The following is a 17404-nucleotide window of genomic DNA, read 5'->3' as shown; positions in this document are numbered from 1 at the left end:
ATCACGAAAGGGTCATTCAGGTTTGGTATACACTATAAAGAGCCTCCCTTCGTGAACAAAGAGATAAAATATGTATAAGCAAATCTTGGTTCCGGTTGACCTCAATGAACAAGGGTTCGCAGACAAAGCTGTCGAACTTGCGGTATGGCATGCCAAGCATTCCAACGCCACCATCCACTTGCTGAATGTGCTTCCCGGAATCCACATGGCCATGGTATCCAGCTACTTCCCCAAGGATGCAGCCCGCAAAATGATGCAGGATACTCAGCAGCAACTCAAAGCCTTCGCCGAAGCCTATATTCCGCCGGAAATTGTCCACCACCAATATGTATCGGAAGGGAAAACCTGGACGACTATTTTGGAGCATGCCGAGCGGGTTGGGGCTGATTTGATCATCATGCCGAGCCACAAGCGATCCGGACTGGATAAAGTCATGCTGGGATCAGTTGCCGCCAAAGTAGTCGAAAATTCCCCGATCAATGTGCTGGTTCTCAAGCCACAGGCCCACTTAATGGAATCGGGTGGTAATTGAATACATCAAGATCAACAAAGCCCACTTAACAGACGTGTCCAACTTTATGGGGTCACGACATTGAGCGGGCTTATCTTTTTCAGAAGGGTTACTTTCTTTGGTCGTAGCCCCAACGAGGGACCAGACCTTGCTCAACACCAAGATGATCGAGGATACGTGCGACCATAAAGTCCACCAAGTCCTCGATCGTTTCAGGCTGGTGATAGAAACCCGGTGCTGCAGGCATAATCGTTGCGCCCATCTGCGACAGCTTCAGCATGTTTTCCAAATGAAGGGTGGAGAACGGTGTTTCCCGTACGACCATCAATAACTGACCACGCTCCTTAAGCACCACGTCGGCCGCCCGCTCCAGCAGGTTATCCGACAGGCCGTGAGCCACCGAGGCCAAGGTCCCTGCCGAGCACGGACACACCACCATTTGCTTGGGTGCCGCAGAGCCTGAAGCGACTGGCGAAAACCAATCTTCTTTGCCGCACACTTCAAGGCTATCAGGATCGCAGCCTAAATGCGTGACCAACGCCGCCTTCGCCGCGTCTGGACCAGCAGGTAATTTCAGGCCGTGCTCGGTGGCCAATACCACTCTAGCTGCCGACGATATCAATAGGTAGACATGGTAGTCCGCCGCCAACAAACACTCCAACAAACGCAGCCCATAGGGTGCGCCTGATGCCCCCGTCCAAGCCAAAGTAATACGTTTATCAGGACTATTCACCGGCTGGCTCCAAGGCTGCAAGCAGTTTGCCGTGAATACCACCAAAACCACCGTTACTCATCACCAGGATGTTATCACCCGGACGCGCGCTTGCCACAACCTTGCTCACCAAAGCGTCCAGATCACTATCGGTATGGCTAGGCTGCTGACAATGGTCGGCGATTTCATCTACCGACCATGGAATATTATCAGGTTGGTAAATAAAGACCTCATCGGCCGCTGCCAGCGCCGGGGCTAAATCCAATTTATGCACTCCGAGCTTCATGGTGTTCGAGCGAGGCTCCAATACCGCCAAAATACGCTGCTGACCCACTTTTGCACGCAGGCCGCCCAGCGTCAGCTCCACCGCCGTCGGGTGGTGGGCAAAATCATCATAGACTTTCACCCCAACCTTCTCGCCTTTTAACTCTAAGCGCCGCTTGGTATTAATAAACTTACCCAATGCCTCACACGCCAAATCTGCGGTGACACCAACGTGGCGGGCTGCCGCAATGGCCATCAGGGCGTTGCTAACATTGTGATCACCGATAAGGTCCCAATCAACCGTTCCAACCTTGCTTCCATCAAGCAAGACATCAAAACGGCTACCGGCCGCATCAAGCTTGTTGGCCTGCCAATGGCCACCTTCACCGATATATTCCAACTCGCTCCAGCAGCCCATTTCCAATGTCTCGTCAATCGCTTTGGCCCCTTTGGGTACGAGGATCCGGCCATTGCCCGGTACTGTTCTGACCAAATGATGGAACTGGCGTTGAATAGCCTTCAAGTCATCAAAGATATCGGCGTGGTCAAACTCCAAATTATTCATAACCAGAGTACGTGGTCGATAATGAACAAACTTAGAACGTTTATCGAAAAAAGCACTATCGTATTCGTCTGCCTCAACGACAAAGAACATACTTTCGCCTAAACGCGCGGAAACACCGAAGTTTCCAAGTACGCCCCCGACTAAGAAACCAGGTTTATATCCGCAATCTTCCAGAACCCAGGCCAACATGCTGGCTGTAGTGGTCTTACCATGGGTACCCGCAACGGCCAGCACCCAGCGGTCATGCAACAGGATCTCCTGCAGCCACTGTGGCCCCGAGGTATAGCGCAGATTTTTATCCAACACATACTCTACGCAAGGGTTACCACGGCTCATCGCATTGCCGACCACCACTAAGTCAGGTGCTGGGTCCAATTGAGAAGGATCATAACCTTGAATTATTTCAATGCTTTGAGACTCAAGTAACGTACTCATCGGCGGATAAACATTGGCATCGCAGCCGGTCACTTTATGGCCCAACTGACGGGCAAGAACTGCCGCTCCGCCCATGAAGGTGCCACAGATTCCTAGGATATGGATGTGCATAACTGTCGGCTCACTCGGTAATTTTCACTAATTTCACGCTAATGCGTTACTTCGTTACCATAAAAAAGATCTTTATATACAATATTTTATACAAAATAGAGCACACACTATAAAAAGGCGAAATGCCAATCTGGGTATAACAATTGTCCATTAGAGACATTGTACCTGACTTAACTGCCCCCATGACAACAAGATGCAAGGATTGTATATGTCCGATATTAGAACCCTTGGCGAGTTCATTGTCGAGAAACAACACGACTTCCCCCACGCCAGCGGTGAGCTTTCCTCCCTGCTGAGCTCAATTAAACTTGCGGCCAAAATCGTCAACCGTGAAATCAACAAAGCTGGCTTGGTTGATATTACAGGTGCGTTCGGTGGCGAAAATGTACAGGGTGAAGAGCAGCAAAAACTCGATGTGTATGCCAATGATAAGTTCAAAGCTGCGCTGGAAGCCCGTGACCAGGTGTGCGGTGTAGCCAGTGAAGAAGAAGACGAAGCCGTTTCTTTCAACAAAGAGCTGAGCCAAAACGCAAAATACGTTGTTTTAATGGACCCACTGGATGGTTCTTCGAACATTGACGTAAACGTTTCCGTTGGTACCATCTTCTCTGTTTACCGCAGGGTATCCCCTGTTGGTACACCAGCGACAGAAGAAGATTTCCTGCAGCCCGGTAACCAACAAGTTGCTGCTGGTTATATCATTTATGGTTCTTCAACCATGCTGGTATATACAACAGGTAACGGTGTCCACGGCTTTACCTATGATCCATCTCTAGGTGTTTTCTGTCTATCACACGAAAGCTTACAAACGCCAGAAGACGGCCGTATTTACTCAATCAACGAAGGTAACTACTTCCGCTTCCCTATGGGTGTAAAAAAGTACATTAAGTTTTGCCAGGAAAATGTACCGGAAGACGACCGCCCATATACCTCGCGCTATATTGGTTCGCTGGTATCGGATTTTCACCGTAACCTGTTAAAAGGTGGGATCTACCTGTACCCAAGTACAGCAACCCACCCTAACGGTAAGTTGCGTCTACTGTATGAGTGCAACCCGATGGCTTTTCTGATTGAGCAAGCCGGCGGCAAAGCCTCAGATGGCGTAGGTCGAATCATGGATATCAAACCGACGGAACTCCATCAGCGCGTACCTTTCTTTGTCGGTTCAACCAACATGGTAGAGAAAGTCGAAGCTTTCTTGGCTGAATTCCCCGATCAAGACTAAGTAAACAAACAGGCTGAGTTTCTCAGCCTGTTTTCTTCCTACGGCCACTCTTCCCTCGCCAAAGTGTTAACTACTCCGACAACTTATTGCAATTAGACAATAAAACAAGGTTGTTGGTATTATAATTCCAACAACACCAACAATTGATTAACCAAGCAAAAGGAAGAGACGATGAGCCTGAATCAGGTCCCTGCTGGAAAGGACATACCCGAAGATATCTATGTTGTCATTGAAATCCCTGCCAATGCCGATCCAATCAAATATGAGGTCGACAAGGACAGCGGTGCCGTTTTCGTAGATCGGTTTATGTCTACACCAATGTTTTATCCATGTAACTACGGCTATGTAAACCATACCCTATCACTCGATGGTGACCCGGTTGATGTGCTCGTCCCCACACCTTTTCCCTTGGTTCCAGGCTCAGTGATCCGCTGCCGTCCAGTAGGGGTGCTAAAAATGTCTGACGAATCAGGCGAAGATGCAAAAGTTGTTGCTGTGCCCCACAGCAAGCTTACCAAGGAATATGAACACATTCGGGATGTGAACGATCTTCCTGAACTATTAAAGGCCCAAATAACCCACTTCTTCGAGCGTTACAAAGAGCTTGAGCCTGGGAAATGGGTGAAAGTAGAAGGCTGGGCAGATGCTGCCGCTGCTAAGGAAGAGATCCTAGAATCATTCAAACGCGCCCAAGATAAATAGCAACGCGACAAACACCCGGGCAGAAAGCCCGGGATAGTTAAAGAGGTATCCTATCTATGCAAAGGCTATTGATAGCCACTGCTTTTCTGTTGGGCTCGATAGCCAACACATCTATAGCAGAAGTTGTAACACCTGAGGTGTTTTGGCAGTCTTACCATGGTACACATTCTGGTAAGCCAATGATCATCGATGTTCGCTCCCACGAGGAGTTTATCGAAGGCCATCTTCCAAGCGCGATCAACATACCTTACGAGCAAATAGAGCTGCTGACCACTTTTGCCCCAGATAAAAGCCAATCACTATTTATATACTGCCGCTCTGGCCGCCGCTCTGGGATTGCCGAAGAAGTCCTCTATAAACTTGGCTACTCCAACATTTACAACGGGGAAAGCTATAAGGCATTAATCAAAGCTATGCCAAAATAACAATCAGACTTAATCAATACGCTGGCACCAATCACCACTTTCGATCACCGGTAAGTTGCTTACCGAAGGGTTATACAGGTATATCCATGCCTTGCCATATGATGTAGAGATTTCAACTCGATCATACTCAACCGGATACTCTTCGAGCCAATCGAGCGCCTGTAAGATACACGCATTTATTTGATACACCTCCCCCCAGAGCGGCCCTCCATCCGGTGACGTAATTGCGCCAGGGTACGTACCTAGGCTGTAGAGCATATAGCCTTCGGCTAGACGCTCTTTTCCCAGCTTGACCGCTCCTTTGAGGAAGCCTGCATTGGCTTCCCCTTCACGCAACGTCCCGTAGACAAAGACTTTCAAAAAGTTCTCAGTCTCGTATTAGTTAAACTCGAACTGGTACAGCAAGTCAGCCGCACTGTCTAGGCCCGAGACCACTTCGATATAGAGATCTTTCATCAAGCGGTAACGCACGGTAAATTCCGGAATGGAGTTGAAAATACCCACGCCATACTTCACCTGTAAACCCGGAGCAATATAACCACTGATTGTCACTTGGGTATCATCGCCTGAACCTGCTGTATCCAGCGCCAGATCCTGAACACCAAATGCTTCTCCAACATTGCCCACAAGCTGGCCACTCTGCGCTAGGCCCATAGTGAGCAATGTCGTTGCCATAGCATCACTACTATCACCCGATTCACTATCCAAATCCTTTCCCCGTAAAATATAGGACAGGGCATTTTGTTGCGGCATTGCCGGATCTGAAAAGATATCCACCCTAGGCTCATCCGCAGGTCCTGTTACACGTAATCCAGCAATGACGTCACCTTCAATGTTGTCTGGATTGCGAATCGCCTCAATCGATAAATATGGCTGATCGGCCGGGCCATTAAACAAGATCTGCCCTTTACGGATCACCAACTCCTGAGCAAAAGAACGATAAGTACCATTGCGCAGGTTGATTTCACCGTATACCAACGGGCCTTTGTCATCCTGACGGACATTCAAGTCCCCCACCAGTCCAGCTTTAAGCCCGAAAGCCGACAGCTTGACGTCGTTACCAATTCTTACCAGCACATTAGTCTTAAGATTAAACGGGATTGGCTTGTCAGTTTCAACTGGCTGCAGATCGTCATTGAGCAAGATCTCATCATCCGACACCGAGACAGCAGACTCCGGCAGCTGATCAACGGTAATTCGTCCCCAGGGAATACCCACGCTACCCGTGATCTCGGCTTGCTTCGGCGTTGCCTTGATAGTCAAATCCGGCGACACCTTTACAGCCAGCAATGGCGGTAATGTCACTTCAAGCTCCCGACCGTTGACTCCAAGTTGGCCACGCCAATTAGCCAGATCTTGCCAGTTACCGTCACCGGTGATATTTAACTTACCATCCGGTGTCACCACTTCACCACTAAGCTGAGCCTGATACCCACTGAAGGTGGCTGTAATGTCGGCTTTGTCCACATCCAACGGCACGGTCCGCCCAGACGCTTTAACGTTACTGACTTTGAGCAAGCCATTAACCGCAGGGTGCATCACCGGCCCCGTTAACGAGAGGTCGGCATCAATCTGGCCATCGAAGCTGTGGTAGTCCATTAATAAGGGCTTGAGGAACCCAAGCATGAAGCGATCCAACTTCAAATTGGCATCCAGTTGCTGGTCGCCACTCAAAGAAGCGATCTTGGCACGCCCGCTCAAGTCTCCATTGTTACGGATAGCAAAGAGCCAATCAGCAATAAGGGTATCTTGCTTAACCTCGGCATTCACCGCCACCTTGTCCCAAGCCACAGTGACAGGCTCCAAATCTGGGTCTTGCTGCTGAGTCACACTACCGGCAGGTAAATTAACACTGGCTTTAACATACGGTGCAGACTTCGGTGCCCATGCGACTTCAGCCTGCGCTCCTGCACTGCCTTTGAGCTCAATCGTATCCGGCAAATAGGGAGCCAGCATATCGAAGCTAACATTGCTCAACGTCACATTGGCGCGCCCGCTCGCACCGGCTTCCATATTCTGGGTTAAACACAGTGCTGCTTTACCTCGGTCTTGTTCCCAGCAGTGAGCCGCAACACTGGCCAATTGCTTATCAAATCGGTAGCCAAGCGCTGTGGAGCGATCAAGCTTCCAAACGCCTAGCTCAGTATCAATTTCGCCTTGCTGAAGTACTCCACGCCAGCCTTTATCCCTGTCGAGTTCTCCTTGCAGGCGCAATGCCGTACTGACCGGCTCGGCATTCACATCAAGCACCAGCTGATGTTGCTTTTCGCTCCCTTGGAATAACAGCGATAGATCTTTTAGGGTAAAAGTATCATAGCGACCGCCTGAAGCTGTCAGGCTAACATCGGCATCCAGTGCTGGCATTGGGGTGATTTGCCCTTTCAGCGTCAGCATCTCGAGCGAGGCCAGCTCTTCCCAGCCCAAGCCCTTACCGACCAAATCGACATCCAAATCCGGCTCAGCCATTTTTCCTTTCAGCTGAATATTCCCCTTCACACTGCCGCGCAAACCAGGCAGGGATTGAGATAGATCCGGAGCATTGATATCAACCGCCATATCCCATGTTTTGGTCAGCTTGCCTTTGGCTGAAAACCCGTTCGGCCCATGCTTCAGCATCAAGCCTTGGGTATCGAGCTGAAACTCTCCCTTGCCAGCAGTATCTTTGGCTGACAGTTGCCCAGCAAGATCGAGCTGTTGGTCCATCACGACACCATCAACAAGCAATTCAGGCAACTCGACGAACCAGCCCCCCTGGGAGGTAAGCCCACCGGATGTCCGCAACTTACCACTTAAATCACCGGGTACATCCGTCCATTCCAAGCCCGGCTGAATATGGCTAAAGGCCAGCTCACCTTGCCAGCTTACCAAGTCTTTCCAACTCGCTTTTGCATTACCGGAGATACCCCCACCTAAGGTATCAATAGTAAGACGGCTCAGCTCAACATCCTCAAGGCTACCTTTACCCACCAGCTCAGCGCCGACGCCAGGCATCGGCTTACCATCAATCTGGCTTTTGAGTGTGAAACTGTAACCATCAAGGCTGCCCTTGGCCGACAGGTGCGTCTCTTTCACCTCGAAATCAGGCTCGCTATCAATTGGCCACTGTAGATGCTGACTCTCAAGGGAGAGGTCAAAAGGTAATGCCGGATCCAACGCCGACAAACGCCCTTTCAACCAAGCGTCCAGCGTCCCTTTGACACGGGCATCCAGAATCAAATTGGCCACACTGCCATCAGCATTGAGCGCAAGGTGATGGTCTTTCAATGGGGCCATATTGATGGCAACATCGGCCTTGATCGCCAGCGGATAATCACCAGTCAGTGCGATTTTGGCATCGGCCATCAGCTCTGCCTGAGGTGCTGAAACCTCCAGCTTCTCAACGGCCACCTCGCTGCCTTTCGCCGTGGCTATCAATTCCAGTTTTTTGACCGTCTGAGGCGTCTCGCCATGCAGCGTGAATTCCTCAACGGTAAAGCGTTGGATCTCCACCGCGAGTGGAATAATGACTTCGGGCAACACAATCGGCTGCGGTGCTGTAGGCTCCGGCTCAGCAGCCTCTATCGACTCAGAGCTGGCTGGCGCCAGAGTAAGATCAATCTTCTTCCAGTCTGTCGGCCTGAGAGTAAGTGTATCCCCCTGCATATCTGCCGCACTCGAAAAGTGTTGCCAGGCGACCTTATTACCCAAGACATCAAGCTCAATATCATCCAGAACCAAACGGGAAAGGCTGATAGGAACCGGCAAGTTAATTTCTGCCATCGGTTCGGAAGGAACGTCTTCCTCGTTCTCTTCTGTTGTCGGAGGCAATTCCGGCATCGAAAAACGCACCCCGGATACCGCAAGTTCGGAAATACACACCGCAGGAGTTAGCAAGCAACTGTCTTCTATGTCCAAGGCCAACCGCGCTAGCGATAAGTCGATACTGTCATCGCTATAATTTACCTGCTGCAAGGAAAAGCCATTCAACAAACTCCCTTGAGTGGATCCAATACTCAGTGACGGCAAGACTTTCTGCGCCCCCCATACTGCAACTTTTATCCCTGCCGGGGTATACAGCAGTGCTGCAATGGCAATAACTACCACTATCAATAGTGCCAACAAGGCGATAGCCAAACGCTTTACCCAAATCATATCTCTGGCCCCAATACAAAGTGGAGCTGGAATTTATCTTTTTCTTTATCCAGTCCCCAAGCAAAATCAACACGGATGGGGCCCACAGGTGATGCCCAGCGAACACCTACCCCGGTGCCCGCCAGCCATTCAGGACTATCATTCCAGGCCGAGCCATAATCATAAAATACGGCTCCCCACCAATTGCCATATACCCGGTACTGATATTCAAGCGAGGAAGTAAGCATATACTTACCCCCTTCCCTAAGACCTAGCTCATTACGTGGCGAAATTGACTCGTAGCTGTAACCTCGCAGGCTGTTGTCACCACCAATAAAAAAGCGCATTGAAGGCGGAATATCTGTCAGGCTCTCGGCAAACACCGCACCGCCGTCCACCCTGAACAACCCTCGGTGATTATCCCCCGAACTCCGGATCCAGGCAGAGCGTCCACGTAATCGTGTCAAACGAGTATCTGAGCCTAATACCGGATCTGAATACTCAATTGAGATCAGCTGCTTATCCCCCCACGTCGGCATAGCGCCACCACGAAGACGTGTTTTGTCATAACTGATCCCTGGGATCACCATAAACAAATTGCCACTTTCAGTTTTACCTTGGGTATAGTCTTCATAGAGCAAGCGCATTGAAGCGATTCGTTTCCAGCCAGACTCCAATCGCCAGTGCCGCTCGACGGCCAAATTGGTTTCAGTACTGATGGTATCGTGGTTGTCGACATAGCGGATCCCGCCTACGATTTGGTAATAATCATTCAAGACATCATCAAGCGGGATTTTATAGGTCGCTTCAATTTTCGGCTGTATCTCAGACAACTCTGTTTTTATACTCAAGCTGTGGCCCTTGCTATTTAGCCAAGGTTTACGCCAGTTGAACTTCAGGCGAGGACCCACATCAGTCGAATAACCAATACCGGTTTCAATTTGGTTTTTAACTTGCGGCTTGACCACCACGCTGACAGGAATTTCTTCGTCTTTGAGGTTGGCAATTTCACCACCAACGAAAATCGAAGAGAACCAGCCAACATTAGATAGACGCTGGTTAAACTCACCTAATGTGGAGGCGAGGTATGGGTCACCCTCCTCGTAGGGCATAAGTGATTCCAGACGATCTAGCTCAATCTGGCTGCCTTCGAAAACTGTTTCACCAAAGTTATAGCGCTGGCCTGAAGCGTATTCAATCGTAATGAATGCTTCGTTACGGCTCGGGACAACCTCCAAACGGCTTACCTTCAATTCGCCATCAAAATAGCCCTTTCTCAACGCCAAACTGATCAGTGACGATTTCAAAGACTCGTATTTTCCGTGGTTGAGCGTTTGACTGACGCCCAATCCACTGGTACGAACAAGAGCAATAAAATCAGGATCATCCTTTGCCATCCCGGTTAATACAATATTACTGCGAGTTATCGTTGTCTTCGGGCCGGCCTCCACCTGCACGATCAATTCACTGCTATCTTCAGCTTCAGAAAAAATAATGTTGGGGTTGTAACGTCCCAATGCTTTGAGTGCATCGCGGATCTCTCCCTCGAGTTGCTCGCGAAAGCGCAAGGAAGTGCTGTAATCATTTTCAGGGATCGCTGATACATACGCATCAACATTGTCCTTGAGGCTTCCTTTTAACCCTTTTATCTTCAAAGAGGTCGCGGCTGAAGCCGGTATAGCAACGGTGAGCGCAAGTGTTGCCAGGCCATACCGCAAAAAAGGTATATTCATTCTTATTTACTTCGTTGGTTAGCGCATTATTTTTATGTTTGTGCATGGTTAATTCTGACAAAGCACAGCCTTAACTGCCAATCTTTTGCTGCGAAAATTCGCTGAAGTTGAATGTCTTACCGGTTTCCTCTACTTTGAAGACAGTCAGTGACATCAAAATAAGGAATTATCCATGTCGTCATCCAAGCAAACCTTGCCAACAGAAAGCCAAGCTCTAACAGGCCGGGCGACCCCAATCACGCCTTCATTAGCTCATGCAGTGAAAGGGACCCCGCTCAATGGCGAGATCCCTCAAGGAATGGCGGTACTGACTGTCGGGATGGGTTGCTTTTGGGGAGCGGAAAGGCTGTTTTGGCAACAAGCTGGTGTATATAGTACGGCTGTCGGCTACAGTGGCGGGTTCACCCCCAACCCAAACTATAAAGAGGTATGCACCGGACTGACAGGTCATAGCGAAGTCGTCAGGATAATTTTTGACCCACAACAGATCAGCCTAGACTCCTTGCTGACATTATTCTGGGAAAATCACGACCCCACTCAGGGCATGCGACAAGGTAATGATGTCGGTACCCAGTACCGCTCGGCTATTTACACCTCTTCAGATCAGCAGTACCAACAGGCACTGGCCAGTAAAGCCCTTTATCAGCAGGCGCTCGATACCTCAATTACCACTGAAATCTTTCCGGCGGCCACATTCTACTTTGCCGAGGATTACCATCAGCAATATCTTGCCAAGAACCCCAATGGATACTGCGGACTCGGTGGAACTGGCATATGTATGCCTCCGCGATAACGAGACTAATAGGCCTCAGCACTGAGGTGTTGGATCTCGCGGTTAACTTCACTCAGCACATTCAGCGCCTTGGTATCCCGCTTTTTAGGTGGCAATAAGCGGCCACAATCAAATTCAAAAGCCCCGACACCAGTAATAAATAGCCGGCCGCGAAAGTAGCTTTTTACGTATCGAGCAACTTGGTTTGGTCGATATTGTTTGAATACTCTTAACATGGTTCCCTCACAAAATTACTATCACTATAGACCTTGAAAGCGTCCGAATGTTTCCTTTTTCCAAGACACCAATAATCAAGCAAATTACTTGCCAGTTAGTCAATATTTAGCAATATGATGACTAATTCGTTGATTCACGAATCATCCTGTGCACTTTGTTTTATATTTTCGTGATTAAGTTCAAGCCTTTACACACTGGTTAAACCAGCTTTGTGGCAGTAATCTAAGATAATGGCGCGTCTAATAAATAATGGAAAAAATAATGAACAAGAAGCCAATTTTCGCCATGCTGGCCATGCTGCTATCCGGGACTGCTTTTGCCCATAACCTAACCGTCGGTGATACACTTCCTACAGTTAAGGTTGCTGATAAAGGTGAAATAACTCTACAAGATGACAAAGTTGTCTACCAAGATTGGAACAGCGAGCAGCTAGCAGGTAAGGTACGAGTTATCCAAGCCATTGCTGGCCGCAGCTCAGCCAAGGCACTGAATGCTGATTTAATAAGTGCCATAACTGCGGCAGACTTTCCTGGCGAGAAATACCAAACCACAACCATCATCAATCAAGATGATGCTATCTGGGGTACGGGGAGCTTTGTGAGATCCTCGGCTGAAGATAGCAAACGAGAGTTTTCCTGGTCTTCAATGGTGCTGGATGCCGACGGTACCGTCCATCAGTCTTGGCAGCTTGCTGCAGATGATTCAGCCATTATTGTCGTTGATAAGAGCAGTCAAATACTGTTTGTCAAAGAGGGGAAACTGTCACCACAAGAAATTGAACAGGCACTTGAGTTGGTAAAAAGTAACCTGTAGGACGACTGAAAAAACCTCAATTAAGATCAAAATGATAATGAAAGCCATATTACACCGGAAGTGGTAATGTTATATTATTACATCTCATGGATATGGTTTTCATTTTATCAAAGTGAATTTCAAACGTTATTGGACACACAACCTCAGCCTTATATTAATCAGCCTGATCGTAATTATCGGGCCAGTCACCGTGTTGCACCAACTTGAAGCAGTGTCAGATCACCACCATACGATTGACTGCTCTATCTGCCACATAGTCCATGATAGTTTCCTCGTTCAACATGATCACTTCCCAGAAACGGGGCAGATCCGCACGATCATCATCAACACGACGCCCCAGCAAGGTTTTCAACGCTATCATTCCCCAATAGCCCGGTCCCCACCATTTTCCCCTAATTGTTAACACTACTATTTTTAATCTCTAGCAATTTATTGGGGTAACCATGCGTTTTAATCAATCACTTTCACCTGTCGCAGCTCTATTCGTCAGCCTCGGCCTGTCCGTATCTATCTCCGCTTTCGCAGAAGATCACTTTCGTCAACATGATGCCCATCTCCATGGCGTGGTTGAAGTAAATATTGCCCAAGACGGGCAGGACTTATTGATGGAGATCCACGCACCGGGCGCAGATATCGTCGGCTTTGAACACGCACCGCAAACGGACGAACAGAAGGCTGCAATTAATGACGCTATCAAGCAACTTAAAGCGCCAGAATCACTATGGGTATTGACGGCCAATGCGAAATGCCAGTTGGTTGAAAGCGTTGCGACGGAAACACTGACTAGCCAAGAAGCTGAAAACCATAAAGGTCATGATGACCATGATGACCACAGCCACGATCATGATGACCATGATGACCATGATGACCACGGTGCCCATGGCGAATTCTCAGCGCAATACACCTACAAATGTAGCGATATCAACCAACTTACAGAAGTCAAAACCCAGTGGTTTACCCACTACCCATCCACTGAACGTATTACGGTTAGCACCATTACGGAAAAAGGTCAGAAAGGTGGAACACTAACCTCAAGCACCGTCATTTTCCGTTTCTAATATTAATCCAACCAAAAATGGGGAAGATATTCCCCATTCAGGACACACCATGAGTATCATTGAGATTAGTGAACTTACGTTCCAATGGCCTCGCCAAACCAAGCCGCTACTGGAAATCCCATCACTGATTGTGAATCAAGGGGAAAAAGTCTTCATCAAAGGGCCTAGCGGCAGCGGGAAATCAAGCCTTCTCAGTTTATTGGCAGGGATTAACGAACCAACAAGCGGCACCATTAAGCTACTTGGACAGCCTTTCAGCAACCTGAAATCAACAAGCAGAGATCGCTTTAGGGCTGATCATATAGGATACATCTTCCAGATGTTCAATCTGTTACCTTATCTCTCTGTTATTGATAACGTACTTCTCCCTTGCCGTTTTTCGACATTACGAAAACAACAAGTTAACGGCGAGATGTATGAGCAGGCAAATCAGCTACTCGCCCAACTTCATTTACCAGCAGAATGCTTAAATAGTCCAATCAGCGAGCTCAGTATCGGTCAGCAACAACGCGTTGCCGCCGCAAGAGCATTGATTGGAAAGCCAAAATTGTTAATTGCCGATGAACCAACCTCTGCCTTAGATCATGATAACCGCGAGGCCTTCATTAAATTACTAATGGCTGAATGCGATAAATCAGACACAACATTGCTGTTTGTCAGTCATGACGAAACACTCGAAGCACTGTTTGACCGTAGCATTAACCTCAACACCATCAACCTAGCAGTAAGAGGGCAATAATGGGACCGATTATTCGCCTCGCTTGGCAAAGCCTCGCTAATAGAAAAGCAACCGCAATACTGACACTATTAACGGTTGCCATCTCAGTTACCTTATTACTTGGGGTGGAAAAAGTGAGGACTCAAGCCAAATCGAGTTTCGCCAATACCATCTCTGAAACAGACCTTATCGTCGGAGCGCGCTCTGGCCAAGTTAACTTATTGCTCTACTCTGTTTTTAGAATTGGCAATGCCACCAATAACATCGACTGGCAAAGCTTCCAAGAGATCAGCCAACACCGTTCAGTAAAATGGGCGATCCCTATTTCATTAGGCGACTCTCATCGTGGCTTCCGTGTCATCGGAACCAACAGCGACTATTTTAAGCATTATCGTTACGGGCAGAAGCAGCCTCTCAAGCTAGCTCAGGGTAAAGTGTTTGATAGCTTATTTGAAACAGTGATCGGTGCTGAGGTTGCGAAAAAGCTGAACTACAAAGTCGGTGATGAAATCATCATTGCTCATGGCATCAGTGACCAGTCATTTAACCGCCATGACAACCTACCCTTTAAAATCGTCGGTATCCTAAAGCCTACCGGTACTCCTGTAGACCGCAGTGTTCATGTTTCCCTCCCAGCGATCGAAGCTATTCATGTTGGCTGGGAAAGCGGAGCCCGTCTAGGTCAAACACCTGATGCTAAATTGCTGGCTACCCAACAGTTCGCTCCCAAGCAAATCACCGCATTTATGCTGGGTCTTAATTCAAAAATTCAAACCTTTGCTCTTCAACGCTATATCAATACTTATACCAAGGAACCGTTGAGTGCCATCATGCCGGGTATAGCCCTCCATGAACTGTGGGGCATGATGTCTATCGCAGAACAAGCACTACTGGTTGTCTCAGGCTTTGTCGTGATCGCGGGATTGCTCGGTATGTTAACCAGCCTATTGACCAGTCTGAATGAAAGGCGACGGGAAATGGCAATCCTCAGGGCCATGGGAGCTAGACCCGGTCATATCTTCTTCCTGCTAACCAGTGAAGCGACGCTCCTGACTGCATTGGGAGTAACTCTCGGCACCTCTTTACTGTACTTGATCTTGCTGATCAGCCAGCCAATTATCCAGACACAGTTTGGATTATTTATTCCGATCACAGCTCCTACAAAGCATGAGCTGTTGTTGTTAGTACTCGTTCAGTTAGCTGGTATGCTAGTTGGTATCATTCCTGCTGTCCGCGCCTATCAACATTCGCTTTCGGACGGCATGACTATAAAGGTATAAAAACATGAAAAGATGGCTACTCGCACTTTGCTGCTGGTTTCCACTTCTGAGCTCTGCAAATGAAGCTTTGACGCTGGACTGGATTGACTTAGTCCCAGAAAAAGAACGCGCTCAGTTCAACGCAAACCAAATGCCAATCCTCAATCATGATGGAGAAGCCGCCAACCAATCTATGATTGGCAATGTCAGAGAAGAACTCAATGGCAGCACAGTCAAAATTCCAGGATTTGTGATCCCTCTTGAGGGTGATGATAAAGCGGTTACCGAGTTTCTCTTAGTGCCATATTTTGGAGCATGTATCCACGTACCACCTCCGCCCCCCAATCAGATTGTGTACGTGAAATTTCCGAAAGGAGCGCCTATACAACAGCTATGGGATGTGGTTTACGTCGTGGGAACATTGAAAACCCAAAGCGTGAACCATGATCTTGCTGAAGTAGGCTACCTGCTCGAAGGCAGCGCCATCGAAGACTACGACGATATGTAATCTCAATTTAGCCAGCTTCCCTTGAAGCTGGCCATCAAATTATTTAAGGGTGATCACTATGGAAGGCGAGAGCAAAGTATCCCCGCCCCTAGAACCACAAACAACAGACAAAGAAAAGGCCAAAAACTACCCTCCTAATATCATTAGTACGATAGCTGAAGAGCTCGGTGTCAGCTACAAAATTACTAACGATGGGCCACATACCGTTTCAGAAAGATGTGAAGGCCGATACAAAAAAGAGCAACATTTCCAGCAAGAAAATCTTGAGAAAATATTCAAGCTAACCTTCGATACGACCCCTCTAGAGAAAGCCAAGAATATTGATCCTGATTGGCTTAACTACTTCACTTCAATCGCAAAAAAAATACGTAACAGTTCAATGCAGCAACTATGGAGCCGTATTCTCAGACAAGAATTTTTGTCCCCAGGCTCAGTATCATTAAAGACGCTTGATACGCTGCGTAATATGACCCACAAAGAAGCACAAGTTTTCCACCGCGCCTGTACGCTGTCATGTCATTTTGGCAATGACAAAAGCAAAAAGATCCTGACTGCTTTGAAAATAAAACACAAGTTCCTGCCCAGCTTGTTCGCCCCCTCCCTACATGCCGTTTCTTTAGGTAATTTTTCTCTACCTTACTCCGATCTTCTGATCTTATTAGATCTAGGACTTATATTAAAAAGTGAACTAGAGTCGGGAGAGTTAGCATCAGGTATACCGCTTCCATTTAGCTACCAGAACCATACCTATCAGCTCACTCCACACCAGAGAGGTCTTAGTTTTACATATTACCGCTTATCACCAACAGGACAGGAAATAGCAGAGCTATTAGGCAGCAAGACACACGAGCCTTTCCGAGAAACAATCCTTGAACTACTGGCTCCATTTTTCGTGGTTGAAAGCCAGTGATAACAGGCCCCTCACATAGAATAATAACTTTCTATCCCTGAACGTTAAACGCAAAACAGCAAGACTGTTTAGATACAAGAACGCCTCGTCTTTCGACGAGGCTTATTAATATGTGGTAGAGCAGCTAAGCTGGCGGGACTCATTCGACCGCAGGGCGAACAAAAACATTCAAACGTAAAAAAGCCCGAGTCTTTCGACTCGGGCTTAGTATAAGTGGCGGAGCGGACGGGACTCGAACCCGCGACCCCCGGCGTGACAGGCCGGTATTCTAACCAACTGAACTACCGCTCCACACGGTGATAGACACTTTCGTCTCTATCCGATACCCATCGTTCA

General features: G+C 48.1%; 18 protein-coding genes and 1 tRNA gene. 11 read left to right on the top strand and 8 right to left on the bottom strand.

Going from position 1 to position 17404, the window contains the following annotated elements; genetic code table 11:
- The first annotated feature begins 70 nt into the window (after positions 1-70).
- Positions 71-532 (top strand): universal stress protein, encoded by a 462-nt coding sequence (locus C9I99_RS22600; RefSeq protein WP_107351100.1) that lies wholly within the window; start codon positions 71-73, stop codon positions 530-532.
- An 88-nt stretch (positions 533-620) separates the two neighbouring features.
- Here the strand turns inward: C9I99_RS22600 and C9I99_RS22595 are convergent, their stop codons facing one another.
- Both C9I99_RS22595 and mpl read right to left on the bottom strand, forming a co-directional pair.
- Positions 621-1244, bottom strand: coding sequence for a flavin prenyltransferase UbiX (locus tag C9I99_RS22595; protein ID WP_107351099.1), 624 nt, complete (start codon positions 1242-1244; stop codon positions 621-623).
- Complete coding sequence (gene mpl / locus C9I99_RS22590) at positions 1237-2598, bottom strand: UDP-N-acetylmuramate:L-alanyl-gamma-D-glutamyl-meso-diaminopimelate ligase (protein ID WP_107351098.1); 1362 nt, start codon at positions 2596-2598, stop codon at positions 1237-1239. Before mpl ends, C9I99_RS22595 begins: the two co-directional genes overlap by 8 nt.
- 208 nt (positions 2599-2806) lie before the next feature.
- Between mpl and fbp the strand changes: the two genes are divergently transcribed.
- From fbp to C9I99_RS22575, 3 genes are all read left to right on the top strand, one after another.
- Complete coding sequence (gene fbp / locus C9I99_RS22585; protein ID WP_107351097.1) at positions 2807-3823, top strand: class 1 fructose-bisphosphatase; 1017 nt, start codon at positions 2807-2809, stop codon at positions 3821-3823.
- A 171-nt stretch (positions 3824-3994) separates the two neighbouring features.
- A complete protein-coding gene (ppa, locus tag C9I99_RS22580) occupies positions 3995-4525 on the top strand; it encodes an inorganic diphosphatase (protein ID WP_107351096.1) in 531 nt (176 codons plus the stop codon).
- A 56-nt stretch (positions 4526-4581) separates the two neighbouring features.
- Positions 4582-4950 carry a rhodanese-like domain-containing protein gene (locus tag C9I99_RS22575; RefSeq protein ID WP_107351095.1) on the top strand — a complete coding sequence of 123 codons (369 nt, stop codon included), beginning with the start codon at positions 4582-4584 and terminating at the stop codon, positions 4948-4950.
- A gap of 9 nt (positions 4951-4959) precedes the next feature.
- On the opposite strand, the gene C9I99_RS22570 is transcribed toward C9I99_RS22575, so the two are convergent.
- The 3 genes from C9I99_RS22570 to tamA are packed head-to-tail and all read right to left on the bottom strand — an operon-like array spanning position 4960 to position 10793.
- The gene (locus C9I99_RS22570; RefSeq protein ID WP_107351094.1) at positions 4960-5310 is read right to left on the bottom strand and encodes a gamma-glutamylcyclotransferase family protein; all 351 of its coding nucleotides are present in this window, start codon (positions 5308-5310) and stop codon (positions 4960-4962) included.
- Between the two features lie 18 nt (positions 5311-5328).
- Positions 5329-9081, bottom strand: a complete 3753-nt coding sequence (gene tamB, locus C9I99_RS22565; RefSeq protein ID WP_107351093.1) for an autotransporter assembly complex protein TamB — start codon at positions 9079-9081, stop codon at positions 5329-5331.
- Entirely contained in the window at positions 9078-10793 is a 1716-nt protein-coding gene (gene tamA / locus C9I99_RS22560; RefSeq protein WP_107351092.1) for an autotransporter assembly complex protein TamA, read from the bottom strand. The genes tamB and tamA overlap by 4 nt, the downstream gene beginning before the upstream one ends.
- Before the next feature lie 172 nt (positions 10794-10965).
- Between tamA and msrA the strand changes: the two genes are divergently transcribed.
- Entirely contained in the window at positions 10966-11586 is a 621-nt protein-coding gene (msrA, locus tag C9I99_RS22555; RefSeq protein WP_107351091.1) for a peptide-methionine (S)-S-oxide reductase MsrA, read from the top strand.
- Positions 11587-11591: 5 nt separating this feature from the next.
- On the opposite strand, the gene C9I99_RS22550 is transcribed toward msrA, so the two are convergent.
- Positions 11592-11801 (bottom strand): DUF1107 domain-containing protein, encoded by a 210-nt coding sequence (locus tag C9I99_RS22550; RefSeq protein ID WP_107351090.1) that lies wholly within the window; start codon positions 11799-11801, stop codon positions 11592-11594.
- 262 nt (positions 11802-12063) lie between these two features.
- Here C9I99_RS22550 and C9I99_RS22545 point away from each other — a divergent pair, with 262 nt between their 5' ends.
- Complete coding sequence (locus C9I99_RS22545) at positions 12064-12615, top strand: YtfJ family protein (RefSeq protein WP_107351089.1); 552 nt, start codon at positions 12064-12066, stop codon at positions 12613-12615.
- A 214-nt stretch (positions 12616-12829) separates the two neighbouring features.
- Here the strand turns inward: C9I99_RS22545 and C9I99_RS27475 are convergent, their stop codons facing one another.
- Positions 12830-12976: a hypothetical protein gene (locus tag C9I99_RS27475; protein ID WP_243734680.1), complete on the bottom strand. Its 147-nt coding sequence runs from the start codon at positions 12974-12976 to the stop codon at positions 12830-12832.
- 82 nt (positions 12977-13058) lie between these two features.
- Here C9I99_RS27475 and zrgA point away from each other — a divergent pair, with 82 nt between their 5' ends.
- Genes zrgA through C9I99_RS22515 form a run of 5 tightly spaced genes read left to right on the top strand, consistent with a single transcriptional unit; the run spans position 13059 to position 17068 of the window.
- A complete protein-coding gene (gene zrgA, locus C9I99_RS22535) occupies positions 13059-13673 on the top strand; it encodes a zinc uptake protein ZrgA (RefSeq protein WP_107351087.1) in 615 nt (204 codons plus the stop codon).
- Positions 13674-13722: 49 nt separating this feature from the next.
- Complete coding sequence (locus C9I99_RS22530; protein ID WP_107351086.1) at positions 13723-14412, top strand: ATP-binding cassette domain-containing protein; 690 nt, start codon at positions 13723-13725, stop codon at positions 14410-14412.
- Positions 14412-15671 (top strand): ABC transporter permease, encoded by a 1260-nt coding sequence (locus C9I99_RS22525; protein WP_107351085.1) that lies wholly within the window; start codon positions 14412-14414, stop codon positions 15669-15671. The genes C9I99_RS22530 and C9I99_RS22525 overlap by 1 nt, the downstream gene beginning before the upstream one ends.
- Before the next feature lie 4 nt (positions 15672-15675).
- The gene (locus C9I99_RS22520) at positions 15676-16158 is read left to right on the top strand and encodes a DUF3299 domain-containing protein (RefSeq protein ID WP_107351084.1); all 483 of its coding nucleotides are present in this window, start codon (positions 15676-15678) and stop codon (positions 16156-16158) included.
- A 58-nt stretch (positions 16159-16216) separates the two neighbouring features.
- Positions 16217-17068 carry a TIGR03899 family protein gene (locus C9I99_RS22515; protein WP_107351083.1) on the top strand — a complete coding sequence of 284 codons (852 nt, stop codon included), beginning with the start codon at positions 16217-16219 and terminating at the stop codon, positions 17066-17068.
- A gap of 214 nt (positions 17069-17282) precedes the next feature.
- Here the strand turns inward: C9I99_RS22515 and C9I99_RS22510 are convergent.
- Positions 17283-17359, bottom strand: a tRNA-Asp gene (locus tag C9I99_RS22510).
- Between the last annotated feature and the right edge of the window lie 45 nt (positions 17360-17404).

It is taken from the genome of Photobacterium lutimaris, from assembly GCF_003025555.1.
GTDB lineage: Bacteria > Pseudomonadota > Gammaproteobacteria > Enterobacterales > Vibrionaceae > Photobacterium > Photobacterium lutimaris.
This window is presented reverse-complemented; position numbering and strand designations above follow the sequence as displayed.